This window comes from Rhodococcus opacus B4, assembly GCF_000010805.1.
In the GTDB taxonomy this organism is placed as follows: Bacteria; Actinomycetota; Actinomycetes; order Mycobacteriales; family Mycobacteriaceae; genus Rhodococcus_F; species Rhodococcus_F opacus_C.
Window position 1 is genome coordinate 3,774,454 of the sequence record NC_012522.1, and the last position, 24,092, is coordinate 3,798,545.

Annotated in this window: 19 protein-coding genes, 2 tRNA genes and 1 pseudogene; 19 read left to right on the plus strand and 3 right to left on the minus strand. The window is 67.2% G+C overall.

The features are described 5' to 3' along the window. Genes yidD through rpmH form a run of 3 tightly spaced genes read right to left on the minus strand, consistent with a single transcriptional unit; the run spans position 1 to position 911 of the window. Positions 1 to 366: a membrane protein insertion efficiency factor YidD gene (yidD, locus tag ROP_RS41265; RefSeq protein ID WP_012690674.1), complete on the minus strand. Its 366-nt coding sequence runs from the start codon at positions 364 to 366 to the stop codon at positions 1 to 3. Then, positions 363 to 740 (minus strand): ribonuclease P protein component, encoded by a 378-nt coding sequence (gene rnpA, locus ROP_RS41270; protein ID WP_012690675.1) that lies wholly within the window; start codon positions 738 to 740, stop codon positions 363 to 365. Before rnpA ends, yidD begins: the two co-directional genes overlap by 4 nt. Positions 741 to 767: 27 nt before the next feature. Continuing rightward, positions 768 to 911, minus strand: a complete 144-nt coding sequence (gene rpmH, locus ROP_RS41275; protein ID WP_005263481.1) for a 50S ribosomal protein L34 — start codon at positions 909 to 911, stop codon at positions 768 to 770. Positions 912 to 1,650: 739 nt separating this feature from the next. Between rpmH and dnaA the strand changes: the two genes are divergently transcribed. The 19 genes and pseudogenes from dnaA to ROP_RS17280 all read left to right on the plus strand — a co-directional run bounded on the left by dnaA (position 1,651) and on the right by ROP_RS17280 (position 24,089). After that, positions 1,651 to 3,237 (plus strand): chromosomal replication initiator protein DnaA, encoded by a 1,587-nt coding sequence (gene dnaA, locus ROP_RS17190; protein ID WP_012690676.1) that lies wholly within the window; start codon positions 1,651 to 1,653, stop codon positions 3,235 to 3,237. A gap of 685 nt (positions 3,238 to 3,922) precedes the next feature. Then, positions 3,923 to 5,107: a DNA polymerase III subunit beta gene (gene dnaN / locus ROP_RS17195; RefSeq protein ID WP_012690677.1), complete on the plus strand. Its 1,185-nt coding sequence runs from the start codon at positions 3,923 to 3,925 to the stop codon at positions 5,105 to 5,107. A gap of 40 nt (positions 5,108 to 5,147) precedes the next feature. After that, positions 5,148 to 6,080, plus strand: a pseudogene (gnd, locus tag ROP_RS17200) (phosphogluconate dehydrogenase (NAD(+)-dependent, decarboxylating)); the annotation flags it as partial. Then, positions 6,081 to 7,313, plus strand: coding sequence for a DNA replication/repair protein RecF (recF, locus tag ROP_RS17205; protein ID WP_012690679.1), 1,233 nt, complete (start codon positions 6,081 to 6,083; stop codon positions 7,311 to 7,313). Then, positions 7,303 to 7,866 (plus strand): DUF721 family protein, encoded by a 564-nt coding sequence (locus ROP_RS17210; protein ID WP_012690680.1) that lies wholly within the window; start codon positions 7,303 to 7,305, stop codon positions 7,864 to 7,866. Before recF ends, ROP_RS17210 begins: the two co-directional genes overlap by 11 nt. A gap of 125 nt (positions 7,867 to 7,991) precedes the next feature. After that, on the plus strand, positions 7,992 to 8,900 hold the full coding sequence (locus tag ROP_RS17215) for a metal-dependent hydrolase (RefSeq protein ID WP_012690681.1): 909 nt from the start codon (positions 7,992 to 7,994) through the stop codon (positions 8,898 to 8,900). Continuing rightward, positions 8,897 to 10,015, plus strand: a complete 1,119-nt coding sequence (locus ROP_RS17220; protein WP_043824895.1) for a PDR/VanB family oxidoreductase — start codon at positions 8,897 to 8,899, stop codon at positions 10,013 to 10,015. The genes ROP_RS17215 and ROP_RS17220 overlap by 4 nt, the downstream gene beginning before the upstream one ends. A gap of 41 nt (positions 10,016 to 10,056) precedes the next feature. Further along, entirely contained in the window at positions 10,057 to 10,995 is a 939-nt protein-coding gene (locus tag ROP_RS17225; protein ID WP_043826650.1) for an alpha/beta fold hydrolase, read from the plus strand. A gap of 197 nt (positions 10,996 to 11,192) precedes the next feature. Beyond that, complete coding sequence (gyrB, locus tag ROP_RS17230; protein ID WP_012690684.1) at positions 11,193 to 13,235, plus strand: DNA topoisomerase (ATP-hydrolyzing) subunit B; 2,043 nt, start codon at positions 11,193 to 11,195, stop codon at positions 13,233 to 13,235. Positions 13,236 to 13,660: 425 nt separating this feature from the next. Continuing rightward, positions 13,661 to 16,492, plus strand: coding sequence for a sensor histidine kinase (locus ROP_RS17235; protein WP_012690685.1), 2,832 nt, complete (start codon positions 13,661 to 13,663; stop codon positions 16,490 to 16,492). Then, positions 16,489 to 16,905 carry a roadblock/LC7 domain-containing protein gene (locus ROP_RS17240; protein WP_005249096.1) on the plus strand — a complete coding sequence of 139 codons (417 nt, stop codon included), beginning with the start codon at positions 16,489 to 16,491 and terminating at the stop codon, positions 16,903 to 16,905. Before ROP_RS17235 ends, ROP_RS17240 begins: the two co-directional genes overlap by 4 nt. Before the next feature lie 7 nt (positions 16,906 to 16,912). Further along, entirely contained in the window at positions 16,913 to 17,287 is a 375-nt protein-coding gene (locus ROP_RS17245) for a DUF742 domain-containing protein (protein ID WP_012690686.1), read from the plus strand. A 13-nt stretch (positions 17,288 to 17,300) separates the two neighbouring features. Then, positions 17,301 to 17,852, plus strand: coding sequence for a GTP-binding protein (locus ROP_RS17250; RefSeq protein WP_005249094.1), 552 nt, complete (start codon positions 17,301 to 17,303; stop codon positions 17,850 to 17,852). 11 nt (positions 17,853 to 17,863) lie between these two features. Then, complete coding sequence (locus ROP_RS17255) at positions 17,864 to 18,706, plus strand: MHYT domain-containing protein (RefSeq protein ID WP_012690687.1); 843 nt, start codon at positions 17,864 to 17,866, stop codon at positions 18,704 to 18,706. A gap of 150 nt (positions 18,707 to 18,856) precedes the next feature. Next, the gene (gyrA, locus tag ROP_RS17260; protein WP_012690688.1) at positions 18,857 to 21,379 is read left to right on the plus strand and encodes a DNA gyrase subunit A; all 2,523 of its coding nucleotides are present in this window, start codon (positions 18,857 to 18,859) and stop codon (positions 21,377 to 21,379) included. Next, a complete protein-coding gene (locus ROP_RS17265) occupies positions 21,379 to 22,764 on the plus strand; it encodes a DUF3566 domain-containing protein (RefSeq protein ID WP_080512493.1) in 1,386 nt (461 codons plus the stop codon). The genes gyrA and ROP_RS17265 overlap by 1 nt, the downstream gene beginning before the upstream one ends. Before the next feature lie 131 nt (positions 22,765 to 22,895). Then, positions 22,896 to 22,969, plus strand: a tRNA-Ile gene (locus ROP_RS17270). A 120-nt stretch (positions 22,970 to 23,089) separates the two neighbouring features. Continuing rightward, positions 23,090 to 23,162, plus strand: a tRNA-Ala gene (locus ROP_RS17275). A 93-nt stretch (positions 23,163 to 23,255) separates the two neighbouring features. Next, on the plus strand, positions 23,256 to 24,089 hold the full coding sequence (locus ROP_RS17280; protein WP_012690690.1) for a siderophore-interacting protein: 834 nt from the start codon (positions 23,256 to 23,258) through the stop codon (positions 24,087 to 24,089). The last annotated feature ends 3 nt before the right edge of the window (positions 24,090 to 24,092 follow it).

The following is a 24,092-nucleotide window of genomic DNA, read 5'->3' on the forward strand; positions in this document are numbered from 1 at the left end:
CTATGTACTCCTCTGTTCGTCCACGTTCGCCGGACAGCAACGACGGCTACCCGCATGACGGTCGTGACGGGCAGGGACCGGGTCCCACCCTCCAGGGTGCCAGGGGGCACACTTCGCCAACCGAACCACCGTCAAAAGAAGGCCTTTGATCGTCCCGTGGGTACGCAGGGATTCCACCGCGTACTCGCTACAGGTCGGCATGAACCGGCAGGTCGGCATCCTCAGGGGCGACACATACGTCCGGTAGAGCTCGATGAAGAAAATGAGAGTGCGCGCCGGTAACGCACGGACCGACTTCCACGCGGAAGAGGCCGAGGAGGTGCCCTCGGCCGTGTCGGCGCGCGACTCGTGGAGTGCGCTTTTCATGTGGAGTTACTCACGGGCGCAAGAAGGTCCAATCGAAGGAGACCTGCACGGAGTTGCTTCTCCAGGTCCCGGCTACTTGCAGTCGCAGCTCCCGGAAGAGCGCGAATCACCACATCGGTTCCCCGTGGAACCGAATCCACGAGGTCGATGCAGATATGACGAAGCCGGCGTGCGACTCGATGTCGAATCACCGCCGGCCCGACAGCCTTACTCACAACCAGTCCGAATCGCGGACCGCCGCTACTCACCAGCTCATCTGCCTGCGCACGGTCGAAAGCGTGCACAACCAGGTCGCGTCTTCCCATCCGACGACCACGTCGCACAGTCAACGAAAAATCTGAATGACGACGCAATCGGTGCGGCTCAGGCAACACCCCGAGCTCCCGAACCCAGTGTCGGGATCAGGCGGTGAGGGATTCGCGGCCCTTACGGCGACGCGCCGAAACGATTGCACGACCCGCACGGGTCCGCATACGAAGACGGAAGCCGTGAACGCGCGCGCGGCGTCGGTTGTTCGGCTGGAACGTCCGCTTGCCCTTGGCCACGGTCAACACTCCTCGAAGTTCATCGACGCCTCCCGGCGTCATGGATCTAACATTGGCGAAAACTCAGGTGTTCATCCACAGGGTGGGGATGGAACGACTTCGAAACTGGACTCGAGCCAGCACGAAACCGCCACCTCACCACAGGGTGACTGTTCGAGAGTACTTACCACTCCCGGTCAGGTCAAACTCGCTCACCTGCGATTCCCCCGCGAATCGGCTGACCGACACGCCGAGGATCGACAAATGCTCGCACCCCGACTTCCAATGTGCCAAACCGCTGTGAGGTTGCCGACACTGTTGCTAGCGTCTATGCATGGTCTCGCCGATGAACCCTGATCGAGTGCCCAGCTCTCGACTTCACCGTTCTCATCTGCACATTCACCACAATTCATCCACAGGGCACCGATGGTGTCCCGTTTCGGATCATCACGAGGGTTCCTGACGCCCTTCACTTCTCGGGTCCCCGGGCCCGCTCATCCAGGTTTCGCATGCATAAGCGCAGGTCAGCGCGCTCGATCTGGACTCCTCGCCGTCAAACGACGTCTCCGCAGGGGGCGTCTCCGGTTTGTCCACATCTGTGGATAATTGTGTGGAAACACAGTTCAGATGGCATATTCGTAGGTCCGTACGGGGTCCATCCTCAGGTCGGGGAAGCTCCCATTTCCACCTCGACGACGGCACCGACACTGGTCTCGGCACCGCAGGCGCCGAGACCGCGAACACACTGGGGAGGAACCTCGTGAACGACGATCCGAATGCGCTCGCACGGATCTGGATCGACGTCGTCGCCGACCTCACATCCGATTCGCCGGGCGGCGATCTGCCGCCGTTGACGAGGGGACAGAAGGCGTGGTTGGCGCTCGTCAAACCGCTGACGCTCGCACAGGGCTTCGCGCTCCTGTCCGTTCCGTCGCCCTTCGCGCAGGAAGCGATCGAACGGGATCTGCGTGAGCCGATCCTCCACGCACTCGGCCGGCATCTCGGTGAGCAGGTCGAGGGTCTCGGTGTGCGCATCGCCGCCCCGGTCGACGACGAACCCGAATCCGAGGCCCCGAGCCGAGAGCGCAGGCCCGACCCGGAACCTGTGCACACCCCTCGCCATCTCGAGCCCTCCGTCACCAGTTCCGGGACGTTCCGCAGGCGCCGCTTCGGCTCCGGTGACGACCAGCCCTACTCGGACACCACGGACTTCGAGGAGGTCGACGACGACAGCGAGGCACTCGCCAGCGTCCACGAATCCTGGCCGTCGTACTTCACGAAGCCGCCCGCGGGCCCCGCACCTGCGGCGACGGGCGGAAACAGCCTCAACGCGAAGTACACGTTCGATACGTTCGTGATCGGCTCGTCCAACCGGTTCGCCCACGCCGCCGCGGTCGCCATCGCCGAGGCACCGGCGCGCGCGTACAACCCGTTGTTCATCTGGGGAGCGTCCGGCCTCGGCAAGACGCACCTGTTGCACGCCGCGGGCCACTACGCCCAGCGCCTCTTCCCGGGCATGCGCGTCAAGTACGTCTCCACCGAGGAATTCACCAACGACTTCATCAACAGCCTCCGCGACGACCGCAAGGTGGCGTTCAAACGCCGCTACCGCGAGACCGACGTCCTGCTGGTGGACGACATCCAGTTCATCGAGGGCAAGGAAGGTATCCAGGAGGAGTTCTTCCACACCTTCAACACCCTGCACAACGCGAACAAGCAGATCGTCGTCTCCTCCGACCGGCCGCCGAAGCAACTGGCGACACTCGAGGAACGCCTGCGCACCCGGTTCGAATGGGGCCTGATCACCGACGTTCAGCCCCCCGAACTCGAGACCCGCATCGCCATCCTCAGCAAGAAGGCCCGAATGGACCGGCTCGAGGTGCCCGACGACGTCCTCGAGTTGATCGCGTCCCGGATCGAACGCAACATCCGGGAGCTCGAGGGTGCCCTCATCCGCGTGACGGCGTTCGCGTCCCTGAACAGGCAACCCCTGGACCTCACGCTCGCCGAGGTCGTGCTGCGCGACCTGATGCCCGACTCGTCCAGCCTCGAGATCAATGCGGCGACGATCATGGCGGTCACCGCGGAGTACTTCAACATGTCGATCGACGACCTCTGCGGGCCCGGCAAGGCGCGTCCGCTGGCGTCCGCCCGCCAGATCTCCATGTACCTGTGCCGGGAGCTGACCGATCTGTCCCTGCCGAAGATCGGGCAGACGTTCGGCCGCGACCACACCACCGTCATGTACGCGGACAAGAAGATTCGCAAGGAGATGACGGAGCGGCGGAAGGTTTACGACCAGGTCCAGGAGCTCACGGCCCGGATCAAGCAGCGATCGAAGAGGTAGTCGCACGCCCCTGCTTCTCCTGTGCCCCTGGTAGCTCGCCTACCGGGGGCACACGTCGTTTCGTGGGGTTCCAGCTCCGATTCCGCCCGCCGCGGGCAACTCGAGGGGCTCCTCGAGCCGGTCCTCGAGGGTGGGCTCGAGCGGGTCCTCGAGGGTGGGCTCGAGCGGGTCCTCGAGGTACCGCTCGAGGGTCTACTCGAGGCGGGCGCAAACCCCGGCCGGCGCGACACACCGGGGCAACACGCCGACGCCGGGACCTGGGATAAAGCATGCACACCTGTGGATAAATGTGGGGATGAGGTGGAATCCCTGTGGACAGAACGTGCAGAACTTTGAACAACCTCGAGTAGTCCACATGGGGGGCGATTTGGTCCTCGAGTTTGTCCTCGAGAATTCCCCATTCCTCGAGGCGGACCGACCAGCGTCTACAGCCGTTCGTCCACAGATTCCACAGGACCTAATAGTACTTCTCGTTAATTCTTATAGAAAACTCTTTGAAAACAGGGTTGGGGATCGCCTCGGTTCACAGGCCTCCGTCGGAGACTCGAGGACTGGACCGTTCGGCTTTCAAGTTCGTCCTCGAGGGCATACGGTTATGCATCGCCGCTCTGTGAAAGACTGCAGTGCTGTGGTCACGGCCCGACCGTGGCGAACAACCGTGCCTACCGAGAGGAACAACCCGGCGATGGAGCTTGGAAGCCTGAAGTTTCGTGTCTCCCGGGAAGAATTCGCTGATTCAGTGGCATGGGTCGCTCGCAGTCTGCCGTCGCGGCCTCCGGTGCCGGTTCTGGGCGGTGTCCTCCTGGATGCGACCGAGCAGGGGCTGACGGTTTCGGGGTTCGACTACGAGGTATCGGCGCAGGTCAGGGTTGCGGCCGAGGTGGGTAGCGCCGGTCAGGTCCTGGTCTCGGGCAAGCTGCTCGCCGACATCACGAAGTCGCTTCCCAACAAGCCCGTCGACGTGACGCTCGAGGGCACCCGTGTGCTGATCACCTGCGGTAGCGCCAAGTTCTCCCTGCCCACCATGCCGGTCGAGGACTATCCCCAGCTTCCGCAGTTGCCGCAGCAGACCGGATCGATCCCCGCCGACGTGTTCTCCGAGGCGATCAGTCAGGTGGCGGTCGCGGCGGGCAAGGACGACACCCTGCCGATGCTGACGGGTATCCGGGTCGAGATCGAGCGCAACGCGATCGTGCTCGCGGCCACCGACCGGTTCCGTCTCGCGGTCCGTGAACTCGAGTGGTCGCCGGCGAACCCCGACACCACCGCGGCCGTCCTCATCCCCGCCAAGACCCTGTCCGAGTCGGCGAAAACGCTTGCGGGCGATGCCACTTCACCGGTCGAGCTGGCTCTCGGATCGGGTTCCGCGGTCGGAAACGACGGCCTCCTCGGCATCGTCAACGACGGCCGTCGCACCACCACCCGGCTGCTGGACGCCGAGTTCCCGAAGTTCCGGCAGCTGCTGCCGTCCGAGCACACCGCGCTGGCCACCGTGGAGATCGCTCCGCTCGTCGAGGCCATCAAGCGTGTCGCCCTCGTCGCCGAGCGCGGCGCGCAGGTCCGCCTGCAGTTCTCCACCGAGGGGCTGCTCCTCTCCGCCGGTGGTGACGATGCCGGTCGCGCCGAGGAAGGCTTGAACGCGGTGTTCCAGGGTGAGTCGCTCACCATCGCCTTCAACCCCGGCTACCTGATCGACGGGCTGTCCTCGCTGCACAGCGAGCAGGTGCTGTTCGGTTTCACGACCCCCAGCCGTCCCGCGGTGCTGCGTCCGGCCACCGAGGAAGAGATCGAACCCGACGATTCCGGAAACTTCGCTGCGCCGGAGAGCGCGTACACGTACCTGCTGATGCCGGTGCGTCTGCCGGGCTGACGATTCGCGGAAGCGAAACCAGTACTGCCGAAAGAAATCTCACGAGTGGACGGAGATCACGATGCAGATCGGGTTGGTCGGGCTCGGAAAAATGGGATTCAACATGCGCGAGCGGTTGCGCGCGCACGGGCACGAAGTGGTCGGCTACGACCCGCGCCCCGAGGTCACGGATGTGGCGTCGCTGGCAGAACTCGCGCAGCGACTCGAGTCTCCGCGCGTCGTGTGGGTGATGGTTCCGGCGGGAAAGATCACCCAGGACACGGTGACCGGGCTGGCGTCGGTGCTCGAGAGCGGCGACCTGGTGATCGACGGTGGCAACTCGAGATACACCGACGACAAGATTCACGGTGAGCTGCTCGGTTCCCACGGCATCGGCTACCTCGACTGCGGTGTGTCCGGCGGGGTCTGGGGACTCGAGAACGGCTACGGCCTGATGGCAGGCGGGTCGGCGGCGGACGTCGAGCGGGCGCTGCCGATCTTCGACGCACTGCGCCCCGAGGGGGAGCGTGCGGACGGCTTCGTTCACGCCGGCCCGGTCGGTGCGGGCCACTACGCGAAGATGATCCACAACGGCATCGAGTACGGACTGATGCAGGCGTACGCCGAGGGCTACGAACTGCTCGAGGCCGAAGACCTCGTCACCGACGTCCATGGTGTGCTGCGCGCGTGGACCAACGGCACCGTCATCCGGTCGTGGCTTCTGGAACTGCTCGTCAAGGCCCTGGGTGAGGATCCGGATTTCGCCGAGATCTCCGGGTACACAGAAGATTCCGGTGAGGGTCGCTGGACCGTGCTCGAGGCGATCGACCACGCCGTGCCCGCGCCGGTGATCTCGGCCGCGCTGTTCGCGCGGTTCGCGTCCCGTCAGGACGATTCCCCCGCGATGAAGGCCGTCTCGGCGCTGCGCAACCAGTTCGGTGGTCACGCCGTGAAGAAGGCGGCAGGCGAGGCAGAAGCCGGTTCTGGAACGTAGGTGTTCGTTCGCGCACTCTCACTCAGAGACTTCCGTTCCTGGGACGCCCTCGGTCTGAATCTGCGTCCGGGCTGCACCGTCTTCGTCGGCCCCAACGGGCACGGTAAGACGAATGTGCTCGAGGCGCTCGGTTACCTGTCGACCCTCTCGTCGCATCGGGTCAGCTCGGACGCCCCGCTGATCAGGACGGGCACGGCCCAGGCGTTCGCGGGGGCGACCGTCGTCAACACCGGCCGGGAACTGACCGTCGATCTCGAGTTGAACGAGGGCAAGTCCAACCGGGCGCGGATCAACCAGTCGCCCACCCGGCGGCCGCGGGAGATTCTCGGGATTCTGCAGACGGTGCTGTTCGCGCCGGAGGATCTGTCGCTGGTTCGCGGTGATCCGGGTGATCGACGCCGCTACCTCGACGAACTCCTCACGTCCCGGATTCCCCGGATGGCGGCGGTGCGCGCTGATTACGAACGCGTGCTGCGACAGCGGTCGGCGTTGCTCAAGACCGCGGGCGGCGCGTTGCGACGGTCTTCGCGGGGCGGCGGTCGGCCGAGCGAGGACGGCGCGAGTGCCCTTGCCACACTCGAAGTCTGGGACGGCCATCTCGCCGCGCACGGCGCCCAGCTGCTCGCCGGGCGGCTGCATCTCGTCCACGATCTGGCGCCGCACCTGGCCGAGTCCTATCAGTCGCTGGCGCCCGAGTCGAGGCCCGCGAGCATCCGCTACCGCTCCAGTCTGGGGTCGTCGCTGCCGCCGGAGTTCACGGCGCCGGCGCGAGCGCCCGAGGCGGGCGACATCGCGTTTCTCGAGGAGCGGTTCCTCCAGGAGCTGTCCGTGATGCGCTCGAAGGAGATCGAGCGGGGTGTGTGCCTCGTCGGACCGCATCGTGACGATCTCGAATTGCACCTCGGCGACACCCCGGCCAAGGGATTCGCGAGTCACGGCGAGTCGTGGTCGTTCGCGCTGTCGCTGCGGCTCGCGGGATTCGCTCTGCTGCGCGCGGACGGCAGCGACCCGGTGCTCATGCTCGACGACGTGTTCGCCGAACTCGACCGCAAACGACGCCGCGCGCTCGCCAAGGTCGCGTTGGACGCCGAACAGGTGCTGATCACGGCCGCCGTGCCGGAAGATGTACCTGAAGAACTCGACGCCGTCCGATTCGGCGTGGAGGCCCGCGACACCGACCGCGGACGAATTTCACACATCCTGGAAGAGACGGAGGACCGCCGTGACGGATGATCCCGAACCCACCGTGCCCGCGGCGACCCCCGAACCGGAGGTGAAGGGAATCGATCTCGCGCGCCGTGCCCTCGAGGAGGCGCGGGCCGCGGCGAAGGCGAGTGGAAAATCCGTCGGGCAGGGACGCCGGTCCGGAACCGGTGTGCGGGCCCTGCGCGCCCGGCGCAGGCGGGGCTGGTCCGGTCCGGGGCCCGACGACCGTGATCCGCAGCCGTTCGGTGCGCTGACCAGCGCGCTCGCGAAGCAACGCGGGTGGTCGCCCAAGGTGTCCGAGGGGACCGTCCTCGGCCGGTGGGTGCAGGTGGTCGGTGAGGACATCGCCGCGCACGCCGAACCGACCGGGTTGCGGGACGGGATTCTGAGCGTCTCCGCGGAGTCGACGGCCTGGGCGACCCAGCTCAGGATGATGCAGTCGCAGATTCTCGCGAAGATCGCCGCGGCCGTCGGCGACGGCGTCGTGAAGTCGCTGCGGATCACCGGTCCGACCGCTCCGAGCTGGCGAAAAGGGGAGCGGCACATCCGGGGGCGCGGCCCCCGGGACACCTACGGATAGGCCGGAGCGGGCGTTCGGTCCCTAGTTTTGTCTATTACCCGGTGTTACAGTTACTCCAATTCATCGAGTGAACTGTGCCACAAGCCTTCGTCGTGGCGCAGCCGCCGGCACGAAGGAGTAGTGAGATGTCCGCCCCGACTGCACCCCGGAACGCGATCCCCGAACCGGACCACATCCTGTTGCAGGCCAGGAATGTCGAGTTCGACTGGTCGAACCTCCCGATGCACTGGATCCCGGGCGACCCGTTCAGCACGCACGTCCTCAACGTCCTGCACCTACTCCTGCCCGCGGGCGAGGAGTGGTTCGTCGAGACGTTCAAGGAAGCCCTGCCGCTGATCGAGGACGAGCAGCTCCGCGACGACGTCGTCGGGTTCATCGGCCAGGAAGCGATGCATGCCAACGCGCACACCGGCGTGCTGGCGCACCTGAAGGAGAAGGGCCTCGATCCGACCCCCTTCACCGAGCAGATGGAATGGACCTTCTCCAAGATCCTCGGACCGCGACCGCTGACCGGTCTGCGTGAGAAGAACTACCTGATCGAGCGGCTGGCGGTCATCGCCGCCATCGAGCACATCACCGCGTTCCTCGGCGACTGGGTGCTCAACGCCGAGGGTCTCGACCGGGCGGGGATGCATCCGACGATGCTCGACCTGCTGCGCTGGCACGGCGCCGAGGAGGTGGAGCACCGGTCGGTGGCGTACGACGTCATGCGGTATTTCGACAAGCGCGAGTCGCGGCGGATCCGCACCCAGCTGATCGTGACCCCGGTCATCGTGTGGCTGTGGGTGCGCGGCACCCGATTCCTCATGCGGAACGACCCGGAGCTCGCCCAGTGGTCGGCGCACCGCCGCAAGCCGCACCTGACCGATTTCTTCGCGGCGGGCAAGCGTGGCACGCTCCCCACCGCCCGCGAACTCGGCAAGCGGATGTCCACGTATTTCACGCGTGCGTACCACCCCGGCAACGAGGGTTCGACGGCGCAGGCCGTGAAGTATCTGGCCTCCTCGCCGGCGGCTCAGGCGGCCGAGCGATGAAGCTGTCCCAGGTTCGGGAGGTGCTCACCGGGCAGGGGCTGCCCCGCTACGACGCACCGCCGGACATCAAGGGCCGCCCGCGTCCCGACCGCGCCATGCGACTCACCGAGGCGGTGGCCGAAAAGTATCTCCGTGTGCTCACCGCATACGAATACGATCCCGGCGTCGCCGGTCACAACCCCGACGTGGCGATGAACATGGTTGTCTCCCAACGGGAAGTCGTCGCACTCGACGACAACGTCGTGCGGCTGCGGTTCGAGGCCGAAGGCGGCGCGGAACTTCCCGCGTGGCAGCCGGGTTCGCACCTCGACTTCCACCTGCCGTCCGGGCTGCGGCGCCAGTACTCGCTGTGCGGCGACCCGTCCGACCGCACGGGCTACAGCATCGCCGTCCGGCGGATTCCCGACGGCGGTGGCGGATCCCTCCAGATGCACGCCCTCCAGCCGGGGGCGTCGGTGACGGTTCGCGGCCCCCGCAACGGCTTTCCGTTCGTGGGCGAGGGGAGTGCCCTCTTCGTCGCGGGCGGTATCGGCATCACCCCCATCCTGGCGATGGTGCGCGCCGCGCGCGATCTCGGGATGGACTGGCAGTTCGTGTATTCCGGCAGGTCGCGGGAGTCCATGCCGTTCCTCGACGAGGTCGAAACATTCGATCGGTCACGGGTTTTCATCCGACCCGACGACGAATTCGGCCTGCCGGATGCCGAGGAGTTGCTGGAGCGGGCCGTGCCCGGCGGCGCCGTGTACTGCTGCGGGCCGACCCCGATGCTGGAATCGGTGCGCCGGGCCTTCCCCGGAAGCCCGGCCACCGCATTGCATTTCGAGCGCTTCGGGGCGCCGCCGGTACTCGACGGAACCGAATTCGAAGTGCAGCTCGTCAGCACCGGTGAAGTGCTCACCGTGCCCGCCGACGAATCCGCCCTCACCGTCATCAAGAAGACGATGCCCGGAGTGGGATATTCGTGCCAGCAGGGTTTCTGCGGCACGTGCAGGGTCAAGGTGCTGTCCGGCGCGCCGGACCACCGCGAGACCCGGCTGACCCGCGACGAGCAGGAGAACGAGATGCTGATCTGCGTGTCCCGCGCCGACAGCGGCCGCCTCGTCCTCGACCTGTGATCCACAGCTTCCCGAACCCGAACGACGACCAGAGGACACCCATGACCCCCTCCACGTCCGGTACCCCCCGGCGGATCACCAACGGTTCCGTCGACCTCGCCGTATTCGAGGAGGGCAACCCCGCCGGCGAGACGATGGTGCTCGTCCACGGCTGGCCCGACACCCACGAACTGTGGAGCCGGGTGGTGCCGTTCCTGAAGGAACGGTTCCGGGTGGTCAGCTACGACAGTCGCGGCGCCGGCCAGAGCACCGTGCCCACCCGGGTCGAGGACTACCGGCTGCCCGCCCTGGCGGGCGACCTGTTCGCGGTGATCGACGCCGTCAGCCCGGGCAAGCCGGTGCACGTGCTCGCACACGACTGGGGCTCGGTGGAGGCGTGGGAGGCGGTCTGCGAACCGGGCGCCCGCACACGAATCGCGTCGTTCACTTCCGTCTCCGGGCCGAACCTCGATCACCTCGGCAAATGGATGCGCCGCCGCATCGCGGACCGACGTTTCGGCGGGCCGCTCGCGCAGGCCGTCGCGTCCGGCTACACCGTCCTGTTCCAGATTCCGGGCCTGGCGACGCTGCCGCTGCGGCTGTGGTTCTCCCGGCACTGGCCGGCGTTCCTGAAGTTCTTCGACCGCCTCGACCCCGCTCTGGTGCGCCCGGCGCCGACACTGGCGGACGACATGGTCAACGGTCTCAAGCTGTACCGGGCCAACATCCGGACGAGCCTGCTGCGACCGCGTGAGCGGTACACCGACGTTCCCGTCCAGCTGATCCTGAACGAGAACGACAAGGCGGTGCGGCCCGTCGGGTACGAGGACACCGAGAGATGGGCGCCCGACCTGCGCCGTCGAGGGGTCGACGCCGGTCACTGGTCGCCCATCTCCCACGCCGAGGACATCGCGCAGCTCGCCGCGGAGTTCGTGCTGGACGTCGAGGACCGGCGGTGGGGACATGCCCCGGACGGGCCGTCCGAGAGCGCGTCGGCCTAGGTTTTCACTCCCTGAGCGCCCTGAAAATTCGTCTACGGGGCGCTCAGGGGTGTCATAGCCCGCTCCTGGGCCAGACGTACCAGTAAGATGGCCGAGGTAACTAGCGGCAAGATTCCCGATTCTCGTCTCCCGCGTGCCCGACCAGGGCGGTGGGCGCCTGCGTCGGGCATTGGACGGAGAAGGAGAGCTACCCACCCGTGGCTGCCCAGAAGTCAGACAAAAGCACCTCCAGCAAGGACTACGGCGCTTCTTCCATCACCGTCCTCGAGGGACTCGAAGCCGTCCGTAAGCGACCGGGCATGTACATCGGTTCCACCGGTGAACGCGGTCTCCATCACCTGATCTGGGAAGTCGTCGACAACTCCGTCGACGAGGCCATGGCCGGCTACGCCAGCAAGGTCGAGATCACCCTTCTCGAAGACGGTGGTGTCCAGGTCGTCGACGACGGCCGAGGCATCCCGGTCGGGATGCACGCCTCCGGTGTCCCCACCGTCGAGGTCGTCCTCACCCAGCTGCACGCCGGCGGCAAGTTCGACTCCGACTCCTACGCCGTGTCCGGCGGTCTGCACGGTGTCGGCATCTCCGTCGTCAACGCGTTGTCCACCCGGCTCGACGTCGACATCAAGCGCGACGGTTTCCGCTGGAACCAGACGTACACCGACTCCAAGCCGGGTGAACTCGTCAAGGGCGAGGCCACCAAGGAGACGGGCACCACCGTCCGGTTCTGGGCCGATCCGAACATCTTCGAGACCACGGTCTACAGCTTCGAGACGGTCGCGCGCCGCCTCCAGGAGATGGCCTTCCTCAACAAGGGCCTGACGATCACCCTCACCGACGAGCGCGTCAGCGACGCCGAGGTCACCGAAGAGGTCGTCAGCCAGGTCGCGGACGCCCCGAAAACCGCCGAGGACGAGTCCGCCGAAGCCGGAGCGCCCGCCGTCCACAAGGTCAAGACCCGCGTCTACCACTACCCCGGCGGACTCGAGGACTACGTGCGGCACATCAACCGCACGAAGCAGCCGATCCACAACTCCGTCGTCGGTTTCACCGCGAAGGGCACCGGCCACGAACTCGAGATCGCGATGCAGTGGAACTCCGGCTACTCGGAGTCGGTCCACACGTTCGCGAACACCATCAACACCCACGAGGGCGGCACCCACGAAGAGGGTTTCCGGTCCGCTCTGACGGCGACCGTCAACAAGTACGCGCTCGACAAGAAACTCCTCAAGGAGAAGGACCCGAAGCTCACCGGTGACGACATCCGCGAGGGCCTCGCGGCGATCATCTCCGTCAAGGTAGGTGAACCGCAGTTCGAGGGTCAGACGAAGACGAAGCTCGGCAACACCGAGGTCCGGTCGTTCGTGCAGAAGGCGAGCAACGAGCACCTGTCGCACTGGTTCGAGGCGAACCCGGCCGACGCGAAGACCATCGTGAACAAGGCGGTGTCGTCGGCGCAGGCCCGCGTCGCCGCCCGCAAGGCCCGCGAACTGGTCCGCCGCAAGAGCGCCACCGACCTCGGCGGGCTGCCGGGCAAGCTCGCCGACTGCCGGTCCAACGATCCGAGCAAGTCCGAGATCTACATCGTGGAGGGCGACTCCGCAGGCGGTTCGGCCAAGTCCGGCCGCGACTCGATGTACCAGGCGATCCTGCCGCTGCGAGGCAAGATCATCAACGTCGAGAAGGCGCGCATCGACCGTGTGCTGAAGAACACCGAAGTCCAGTCGATCATCACCGCGTTCGGCACCGGCATCCACGACGAGTTCGACATCGCGAAGCTGCGGTACCACAAGATCGTGCTGATGGCCGACGCCGACGTCGACGGCCAGCACATCGCAACGCTGCTGCTCACGCTGCTGTTCCGCTTCATGCGGCCCCTCGTCGAGCACGGCCACGTGTACCTGGCGCAGCCACCGCTGTACAAGCTGAAGTGGCAGCGCGCCGACCCCGAGTTCGCGTACTCGGACCGCGAGCGCGACGCCCTCGTCAAGGCCGGCCTCGAGTCGGGCAAGAAGATCAACAAGGACGACGGCATCCAGCGCTACAAGGGTCTCGGTGAGATGAACGCCAAGGAACTGTGGGAGACCACGATGGATCCGACCGTGCGTGTCCTGCGTCTCGTGACGCTCGACGACGCGGCCGCGGCCGACGAGTTGTTCAGCGTCCTCATGGGCGAGGACGTCGAGGCCCGGCGAAGCTTCATCACCCGTAACGCCAAGGACGTCCGCTTCCTCGACGTCTAGGTATCCGGCACAACAGAATACGGATCGCGTGCAGCCACCGGTGGTCGGAAGACCCCGGTGGCTGCATTCGTGACGGCCGCTTGCGGGACCGGGTGACGCAGAATTCCGTCCTCGACTGTGAACGGCGATTCTGTGTAGCCTGGTCGGCTGATCCACCCCGTGGCGGCGACGTCTGGGATCAGTGGTGCGCATGTTACTTGGAAGTAAGGATCGGGGAATTTCTGTGGTAAGAACGTTCCCCATGGGGATGTGATGAACTCGTTACATTCGGAAATCGGTGCGTCGGGCAGCGCTGCGCACAGCGCAACTGATCGATCACTTTCCTCTGTCGACGCGTGTCGTCCGATCCGGTACGGCTGCCCTTTCGCGGGCGGGGTCACGAGCACAGAGCGACAAGCTATGAGTGGTTGGAAAGGAAGCGTGGGATGAGCGACGATTCGCCGCCCCGGGCAAAGTTCTGGGATATCGAGGGCTGGGGCCTGCGGTGGAAGGTCACTGCGGTTCTCGCAGTTCCCGTCACCGTCGCCATGGTGCTCGGCGGGCTCCGCGTGCAAGGCGAGCTGAGCAACGCCGTCCACTTCACCGAGGCCGCCGACCAGATCGTCGTCGTCCCGGACATCGTGGCCCTCGAAGCCTCGATGGGCACCGTGACCAGTGGTTACGCCTCGGGCACCCTCACCAAGGAGGACCGCGCGGACGCGGAATCCCTGATGAACGACGTGTCCGAGCAGGCCCGGAACCCCGAACTGGATCCCGCCGTCGCGAGTTCCATCAACCAGACCGTGTCGGACGGCCGCGCCCTCCTGAATCTGATGGATTCTCCCGGTGTCGCCACCGATCTGCTCGCGGAACGCCAGCGTGCGTTCGCCGCGGACTTCATCCGGGAAGTCGACGACATCGTCCGTCCCATCGAGGACAGCGAGGTCGTCGACAAGGGCTACGAGCTGACCAACGCCTGGCAGGCGCAGCGTCGCCTGTTCGAACAGGCCATGGGCCTCGTGATCGTCAAGGACGCGTACGCCGGTCCCGACGGACGGGAGAAAGCCCGCACGGGCGACATCCCCACCTCGGCCGTCGTCGCCGCCGCCGGCGCCGAATCGAGCCTCCTCGACGTCCTCGACCGGTACTACCCGAAGGGCGACGAGCGCCTCCAAGCCCTGCGGAACAACATCAACGACCGCAACGCCCTCATCGACCAGGGTCTGGCCGACGCGGCGCGCGGCGGGGTGCTGCCCATCCTGCAGCTGCGTTCCTCCCTCATCGCGAGCCGCGACGTCTACCAGGAACTGACCAGCGCAGCGGCGAAGGACATCGCGGCCACCGTGCAGATCCGCGCCGCCGAGACCAGGTCCGCCGCGCTGCGCGACACGGCGATCGTCCTCGGAACGCTGCTCGCCGCGCTCGTCCTCGCGCTCCTGGTGTCGCGGTCGCTGATCGGCCCGATCCGCCGCCTGCGATACGGCGCGCTGAAGGCCGCCCGCCGCGACCTTCCGGACGCGATCGAGCAGATCAAGGCGAGCGACGATCCCAGGGCGCTGTCGTTCGAGCCGGTGGCCGTGCACTCGTCCGAGGAGATCGGGCAGCTCGCCCGCGCCGTGGACGACATCCACGGGCAGGCGCTCAAGCTCGCCGGTGAGCAGGCACAGCTGCGCCTGCAGATCAATGACATGTTCGAAACGCTCGCCCGTCGAAGCAAGTCGCTCGTCGACCAGCAGCTCGGCCTGATCGAGAACCTCGAGTTCGAGGAGAAGGATCCGAAGCGGCTCGAGAGCCTGTTCCGGCTCGACCACCTCGCCGCGCGTATGCGCCGGAACGGTGAGAACCTGCTGATTCTGGCCGGCACCCGCGTGCGCCGGTCGCAGGCGGCGCCGATCCCGCTCGGCGACGTGCTGCGCGCCGCGATCTCCGAGGTCGAGGACTACCAGCGGGTGCAGATGGGCGCGACCCCCGAGGGCGCGCTCAGCGGCACCGTCGTCACCGACGTCGTGCATCTGCTCGCCGAACTCGTCGACAACTCGCTGCGCGCCTCGCCGCCGGACACGGTGGTGACGTTCAGCTTCGCCCGCGCCGTCGACGGCGGAGTGCTGCTCGAGATCGCGGACCGCGGCATCGGTATCCCCGCCGACGACATGCGCGCCGTCAACGAACGCCTGGCGTCGGGTGGCGAGGTCGGTCCCGAGACCGCCCGTCACATGGGTCTGTTCGTCGTCAGCCGGCTCGCGAAACGACACGGTCTGACCGTGCGCCTGCGGTCGACGTTCGACACCGCCCGCAACCCCGGTGTGACCGTCAGCATCCACATCCCGAACGCGCTGATCGTGTCGCAGGCCGCGCGGCAGGACACGGGACCGCAGCGGAAGATTCCCGCGTCGCCGGTCCGGACCGCCATCCCCGCTCCCGCGGCCCCCGCACCGCGCAAGGACGAGCCGCAGCTGCCGGCGACCCGCAACGGACTGCCGACCCGCACCCCGTCCACGGCTCCGCCGGCGCCGAGCCCGGCTTCCGCGGTGACGACGGCGTCGGGCACGAGCCTGCCCCGGCGGCAGCCCGGTGCCAGCGGCATCGCGGCCGGCGCGGGATCTGCGGCTGCCCCGGCCGCGCAGTCCCAGGACACGGTCAACGTCCGCGGATCCGGAGCGATGCCGAAGCTGCCCGTGCGGCGGCCGCAGGCAACGACCCCGGACGCCGCGCCGGTGCCGGCGCCATCGCAGCCGCAGCACGCCCCGCAGGCACCGCGCAGCGAGAACCGCGCGGAGGCCCGGACCGCGGAACAGCCGGCGCCCCCGTCGTCGAACGGCGACGATCAGGCACCGGTCCGGCACCGCTACCGCACCAACTCGGCGAAGACCGCGTCGTTCTTCCAGTCGCGGATCGATCCGCCCCCGGCCGAGGCCGCCCCGCGGCCCGGCGGCGGCACCCCGATCTTCTCCGACATGGTGTCCGACTGGCTGACCGATCCGACCGGCGCCGAGGGTGCGCCCGGCGTCTGGCACTCCGCCGGCGACGCCGGATGGTCCGCCGCGGAACGGATCAGCGAGACCCCCGTCGAGGTCGACCCGGAGATCGGACTGCCGAAGCGGCGGCCCGGCGACCGGCTGGTTCCCGGCACGGTCGAGGGCGCGCACAATACGGGGACCCTGCGCCGGGTGCGCGACCCTGAGACAATTCGCGCCAATCTCAGTCGTCACCAGCAGGGCGTCCGAAACGGCAGGGCCACGAGGCTCGCGGAACGTAACAGCATTGAAGGAGACCGATGAACACCGCTCATGGATCCGACGTCACGCGACCTCTCGACTGGTTGGTATCGAACTTCGCCAGTGACGTCCCCGGTGTCTCGCACGCCGTGCTGGTGTCCGCGGACGGTCTCCTGATGGCGGCCAGCGCCCACCTCCCCATCGACCGCGCCGAGCAGCTCGCCGCGGTCACGTCGGGGCTCGCCAGCCTGTCGGCCGGTGTGTCCCGGTTGTTCGAGGGCGGCGGCGTGCTGCAGTCGGTCGTCGAGATGCAGCACGGGTACCTGCTGCTCATGAGCGTCGGCGACGGCTCGCACCTCGCGACGCTCACCGACGCCGAGTGCGACATCGGGCAGGTCGGCTACGAGATGGCGATCCTGGTCGACCGCGTCGGCGCATCGGTGCAGGCCACGGCCCGCACCCCGCAGGGTCTCTGACCAGCCCATGCCCATGAACGACCACCACTCGGAGCGGCAGGGCCCGAACATCGTGCGCCCGTACTCGCTGACATCGGGCCGCACCCGGCCCGCGGTCGAGCTCGCGCTCGAAGCGTTGATTCAGGCGCTGCCGCAGTCGGTGGACCGGCAGTGGGAACTCGACGACGTCAACGCGGCCATCGTCGCGCTGTGCCAGCAGTCGCCTTCGGTCGCCGAGATCGCCGCCCGCGTGGGTGTGCCCCTCGGAGTGGCACGCGTCCTGGTCGCCGACCTGGTCGAGGCCGGTCATCTTCAGATCCTGGCCACCCTGAAGGAAGACTCGACCGACTCCGAACGTCGTGAACTCATCGAAAGGGTCCTCAGTGGACTTCGCGAAATCTGATCCCCGCAATCGGGTGACCTCGACCAAGATCGTGATCGCCGGCGGGTTCGGCGTCGGCAAGACCACGCTGGTGGGGGCGGTCTCCGAGATCGTCCCGCTGCGCACCGAGGCGCTCGTGACCAACGCCAGCGACGGCGTCGACAACCTGGCTGCGACCCCGCAGAAGGGCACGACCACCGTCGCCATGGACTTCGGTCGCATCAGCCTCGCCGACGACCTGGTGCTGTACCTGTTCGGCACACCCGGCCAGCACCGGTTCTGGTTCATGTGGGACGACCTGATCCGCGGTGCGATCGGGGCGATCGTCCTGATCGACACGCGCCGGCTGGACGAGAGCTTCGCGGCGGTCGACTTCTTCGAGGCCCGGCAACTGCCGTTCCTCGTCGCGATCAACGAGTTCGACGACGCGCCGCGGTACCCCATCGAGGACATTCGTGCGGCGCTCGCGATCTCCGAGGACGTGCCGATCATTCCGATCGACGCGCGAGACCGGGAATCGGCGAAACGCGCCCTGGTCGCGATCACCGAATACGCACTGACCAAGCTCCACACGGCCGCGTACTGAGGATTCGAAACATGTCGGACGAGTTGCAGCACTTCTCCATGGGCACGTGGATCGTCGGCCTCGCCGCGGTCACGTCGTTCATCGGCGTCTTCGTCGGTATCGCCAGCGCCCGCAAGGCCGTGACCGCGCCTAACCCGAGGCAGCGGTACCTGTGGCTGGCGTGGGGCGCGCTGTCCATCGGCGGTATCGGCGCCTGGCTGCCGCACTACATCGCGATGGTCGGCTTCGAGGTCTACGGCAGCGTGGTGCGCTACGACGTCCTGTGGATCGTGATCTCGTTCGTGGTGCCCGTCGCGGCCGCCGCGGTGGCGCTGCTGATCGTCAGCCCGCCGCCGACGAAACACCGGCTGCCGAGCGCAACCGTGGAGATCGGCCGTCTCGCAGGCGGTGCGGTGCTCCTCGGCCTCGGATTCACCGGTATGGACCTCGCGATCGTCGCGTCCCTCGAGATCCAGGGTTCGGTGAAATCCGACATCCTGCTGACCTCGGCGTCGGCCGCGATCGGTCTCGTCGTCGGCGCCGGAATCATGTGGTCGATCTCGGCCCTCGAGTCGCGCACGCTGCGGCTGGTGGCGTCGGTGGTCGTGGCGGCCGGGCTGGTGGCCATGCATTACACCGGGGTGTTCGGGCTGAGCGCCGCCGTCGACCAGGCCGTCGCGCGCCCGGACGGGCTCGAGGTGTTCTCGATCCTGTTCCCCGTGTTCGTGCTGGGCATGCTCGTGGTCACCATCCCGATCACCGCGCTGCTGATGGCGCCCGACCGGGTCGCCGCCGAGCTGGAGCTCGAGGCCGACATGCTCGCCGCCGAATCCCTCGCCGCCGAAAACCAGGGCAGGGAGCTCGAACTCCAGTAATCGGGCGACTCCCGCGGCACCGATTCCCGAGTGCATCCGAGTCCTTCACCCTCATAGCTGACCTGCACCTATAGACTCGGGTGGTTGCGCGACGTCGTGCTGGACCGCGAGTCCACGAGGAGACGTCAAGCCGAGTAGAAGAAGGAGCTCATGACCGACACAACGTTGCCGCCGGAGGGACCGGGGCACGACCGCATCGAGCCCGTCGACATTCAGCAGGAGATGCAGAGCAGCTACATCGATTACGCGATGAGCGTGATCGTGGGCCGCGCGCTGCCCGACGTGCGGGACGGTCTCAAGCCGGTGCACCGCCGCGTTCTGTACGCGATGTACGACAACGGTTACCGGCCCGATCGCGGTTATGTGAAGTCTGCGCGACCGGTCGCCGAGACGATGGGTAACTATCACCCGCACGGCGACGCCTCGATCTACGACACGCTCGTCCGCATGGCCCAGCCGTGGTCGCTGCGGTACCCGCTCGTCGACGGCCAGGGCAACTTCGGTTCCCGCGGGAACGACGGCGCCGCCGCGATGCGGTACACCGAGTGCCGGCTGACTCCGCTGGCCATGGAAATGCTCCGGGAGATCGACCACGAGACGGTCGATTTCACCCCGAACTACGACGGTCGTACACAGGAACCGTCAGTTCTCCCCAGCCGTATCCCCAACCTGTTGATCAATGGTTCCGGCGGTATCGCCGTCGGTATGGCCACCAACATTCCGCCGCACAACCTGCGCGAGGTCGCCGAGGCCATCTACTGGGCGCTGGAGAACTGGGAGGCCGACGAGGAGTCCACCCTCACCGCGGTCATGGAACGGGTCAAGGGACCCGACTTCCCGACGCACGGCCTGATCGTCGGCGGCCAGGGCATCCACGACGCCTACACCACCGGTCGCGGTTCGGTCCGCATGCGCGGTGTGGTGGAGATCGAGGAGGACGCCAAGGGGCGCACCACGATCGTCATCACGGAACTGCCGTACCAGGTCAACCCGGACAACCTGATCACGTCGATCGCCGAGCAGGTGCGCGACGCGAAGATCGCAGGCATCTCCGACATCCACGACGAGTCCTCGGACCGCGCGGGCATGCGCATCGTCGTCACCGTCAAGCGTGACGCGGTCGCGAAGGTCGTGCTCAACAACCTGTACAAGCACACCCAGCTGCAGACCAGCTTCGGCTGCAACATGCTGTCCATCGTCGACGGCGTGCCGCGCACCCTGCGCCTCGACCAGATGATCCGGCTGTACGTCGCCCACCAGGTCGAGGTCATCCGCAGGCGCACCGAGTACCTGCTCCGCAAGGCCGAGGAACGCGCTCACATCCTGCGCGGTCTGGTCAAGGCGCTCGACGCCCTCGACGAGGTCATCGCCCTGATCCGGGCGTCGCAGACCGTCGACATCGCCCGCGCCGGCCTGATCGAGCTGCTCACGGTCGACGAGATCCAGGCCGACGCGATCCTCGCGATGCAGCTGCGCCGCCTCGCCGCCCTCGAGCGCCAGAAGATCATCGACGAACTCGCCGAGATCGAGCGGGAGATCGCCGACCTCAAGGACATCCTCGAGAAGCCCGAGCGTCAGCGCCGGATCGTCCGGGACGAGCTGAAGGAGATCGTCGACAAGCACGGCGACGACCGCCGGACCCGGATCATCGCGGCCGACGGTGACGTGGCCGACGAGGATCTGATCGCCCGCGAGGACGTCGTCGTCACGATCACCGAGACCGGCTACGCCAAGCGCACCAAGACCGACCTGTACCGCTCGCAGAAGCGCGGCGGCAAGGGCGTGCAGGGTGCCGGGCTGAAGCAGGACGACATCGTCTCGCACTTCTTCGTCAGCTCCACCCACGACTGGCTGCTGTTCTTCACCACGAAGGGTCGCGTGTACCGGGCGAAGGCGTACGAGCTGCCGGAGGCGAGCCGCACGGCCCGCGGACAGCACGTCGCCAACCTGCTCGCGTTCCAGCCCGACGAGCGCATCCAGAGTGTCATCCAGATCAAGACGTACGAGGACGCGCCCTACCTGGTTCTCGCCACGCGCAACGGTCTGGTGAAGAAGTCCAAGCTCACCGATTTCGACTCGAACCGCAGCGGCGGCATCGTCGCGATCAACCTGCGTGGCGAGGACGAACTGGTCGGCGCGGTGCTCTGCTCCTCCGACGACGACCTGCTGCTCGTCTCCGCACAGGGGCAGTCGATCCGGTTCTCCGCCACCGACGAGGCGCTGCGCCCGATGGGACGCGCCACCTCCGGTGTCCAGGGCATGCGATTCAACGGCGACGACGAACTGCTGTCGCTCAACGTGGTGCGCGAGGGGACCTACCTGCTGGTGGCGACGTCGGGCGGCTACTCGAAGCGCACCGGCATGGAGGACTACCCGGTCCAGGGACGCGGCGGAAAGGGTGTACTCACGATTCAATACGACAAGAAACGTGGCACCCTGGTCGGAGCGCTCATCGTGAACGACGACGACGAGCTCTACGCGATCACGTCGGGCGGTGGCGTCATCCGCACCGCCGCCAAGCAGGTCCGCAAGGCGGGTCGGCAGACCAAGGGTGTTCGTTTGATGAACCTCGGGGAAGGCGACAACCTGCTCGCGATCGCGCGCAATGCCGACGAACCCGACGAGACCGACGACAACGCCGAGAGCAGCGGCAAAGGAGCTAAGGAGTCCTAGTGAGCACTCCCAACCAGCCAGGCAGTGACCGGCAGAGCCCGGGTTCCGCCAATCAGGCGCGACCCGAGCAGCAGGCCTCCCGCACTCCCGAGAACGGGTCGGCGCGACCGAACCCGCAGCAGGGTTCCGCGCCGCAGGGGCCGCAGGCGTCAGCCGGTCGTGGCCCCGCTCAGGCGGGGCCGGCTGCCCGGCCGGGCGGTGCTCCCGACGCGAGACCGGATCGGCAGGCTCCGGCCGATCCGGCCCGGTCTCCGTCGACTCCCCAGCATCAGGGTCCGCGGACGCAGACCCCGCAGGGCCGGCCCGTGCCGCCGCAGCAGGGTCAGGCTCCGAACCAGCAGGCCCCCGGGCATCAGGCCCCGCCCCAGCAGGCTCCCGGTAACCGGGCGCCCGCGGGCGGTGCGCCCACCGAATCCATCCGCGGAAATCAGGCGCCGCCGTGGCAGCGCGGAATGCAGCGTGAGCCGCAGACCAACCTGAAGCGGCCCCTGCAGGGCGGGGCGGGAGCCAAGCAGGCCTCGCGCCCGGAGGGGCAGAACCCGGCCGCCGGTGCGGGAACAGCGGCCGCGGGTGCCGCGGCAGCGAAGGCTGCCGGCGGTTCGCAGACCACCTCGCCGCAGAAGTCGCAGCCCGAGGGCGCACCCCAGGGGCAGCGGCCGCAGGGCGGACAGAACCCGGGTGCTCCCACCCAGGCCGTCCCCACGCAGAAGTCGCCGGCAGCGAACTCGTCCGCTCCGGCGAAGGGTCAGCCCACGCAGAAGCAGGAATCCAATCGCGCAGCGTCCGGTGCGGCCTCCACCGCGGCGGTCGGTGCGGTGTCCGGTGCGGCCGCGGCGGGGGCCGTGACGCAGCGGGAGTCGGCCAAGGCGAAGGCGTCCGCGATCGACGGACCGACCCGGCACATCAACCGGGACGTACTCCCCAAGGACATGCCGGACCTGTCCGAGGCCAAGCACCCCCTGCCGGGGGCGGCGCCGACGGGTCAGCAGCCGAAGATCGCCGTGGCCCCGCAGCGGGTCGAGGAGGGCGAGGCGCTCCGCGCGACGGTGCAGGTCCGCAAGATCGACCCGTGGTCGACGCTGAAGATCTCGTCCGTCATCTCGGTGTCGCTGTTCTTCGTGTGGATGGTGGCCGTCGGTCTGCTGTACGTCGTCCTGGACGGGATGGGCGTGTGGGACCGGCTGAACAACGCGTTCACCGACATCGTCGCGGAGTCGAGTTCCGACGGGCTCGTGACGGCCGGGCAGGTCTTCGGATACGCCGCCGTCATCGGCCTCGCCAACATGGTGCTCTTCACCGCGCTGGCGACGATCGGAGCGTTCATCTACAACCTGTGTTCAGACCTCGTCGGGGGCGTCGAAGTGACGCTCGCGGACCGGGACTGAGCGCGGAAACCGAGAGGGACTGAGCTGGGAAAAGAGCGTCCCGCCGGACCGGTTTTGGTAGTTGCCGGTCCGGTGGGGTAATCTTCCGACTCGGTTCAGGGAACTGTGCGAGATGAGTTTCCAGACTTCAGGGGCCTATAGCTCAGGCGGTTAGAGCGCTTCGCTGATAACGAAGAGGTCGGAGGTTCAAGTCCTCCTAGGCCCACTCCTGGTGCCGGTGAAAGGTCAGTCGCATGAAGGTCCTCCTGTTCGTGGGAGCCGGAGTGCTGGTGGCAATCGGACTGTCCAAGTTGCTCCGCGGCAACGAGGTGTGGCACGAGGTAACGGGGCCTTAGCTCAGTTGGTAGAGCGCTGCCTTTGCAAGGCAGATGTCAGGAGTTCGAATCTCCTAGGCTCCACAATTTCAAAGATCTGACAGTGTGCCCCGGATTCGGAAGAGTCCGGGGCACACTGCTGTGCGGTCCCTTATCGGGTGAGGTTACCCTTACTTCATGACCGCACTCGATCCCGGAGCCCGTGACCGTCTCGACCCGCGCAGCCGCGTCGCATCTCACCACCGGACGGGGGAGGGAACCGCGCGAATCGGTTACCCGATCGGAGTCCGCACGGTCACGGTCCGTGCGCGCGAGTACGTCACGCCCCGCATGGTGCGCCTGACGATCGGGGGTCCCGGACTCGACGGGTTCCACACCTATCAGGCCGACGATCACGTCAAGATCGTGTTCCCCGATGCGGACGGCACCCGCCGCATCCCGGTGGTGAACGACGAGATGATGCTCGACTGGCCGCGACCGCTCCCGACCAGCCGTAAGTACACCGTCCGGCGCTACGACGCCGATACCCTCGAACTCGACCTGGACTTCGTGCTGCACGACGGTGGGCTCGCGTCGTCCTGGGCGATGACGGTCGAGATCGGCGACGACGTGACCATCGCAGGCCCGCCCGGCGCGAAGGCATTCGCCCACAACTTCGACCACTACGTCTTCGCCGTCGATTCCACGGCGATCCCCGCGGTCGCGCGGTGGCTCGACGAGTCCCCGGCCGACGTGTCGGCGCACGTCGTGATCGAGACCGACGACGCCGTCGAGCACGGCTACCCGCTGGCCGCGCGCGACAACGTGAACGTGACGTGGCTCGTTCGCGACGGCAGTGAGTCCACCCTGGCGTCGACGGTGCAGTCGCTCGCGCTGCCCGGCGGCCGCACGTTCCTGTTCGCGGCAGGCGAGGCGAACGATATCAAGCCGTTGCGCGCGTGGAGCAAGGACCGGGTGGAGTCGCTGTTCACGGGTTACTGGAAACGCGGAGTCGCCGGTCTGGACGACTGACCG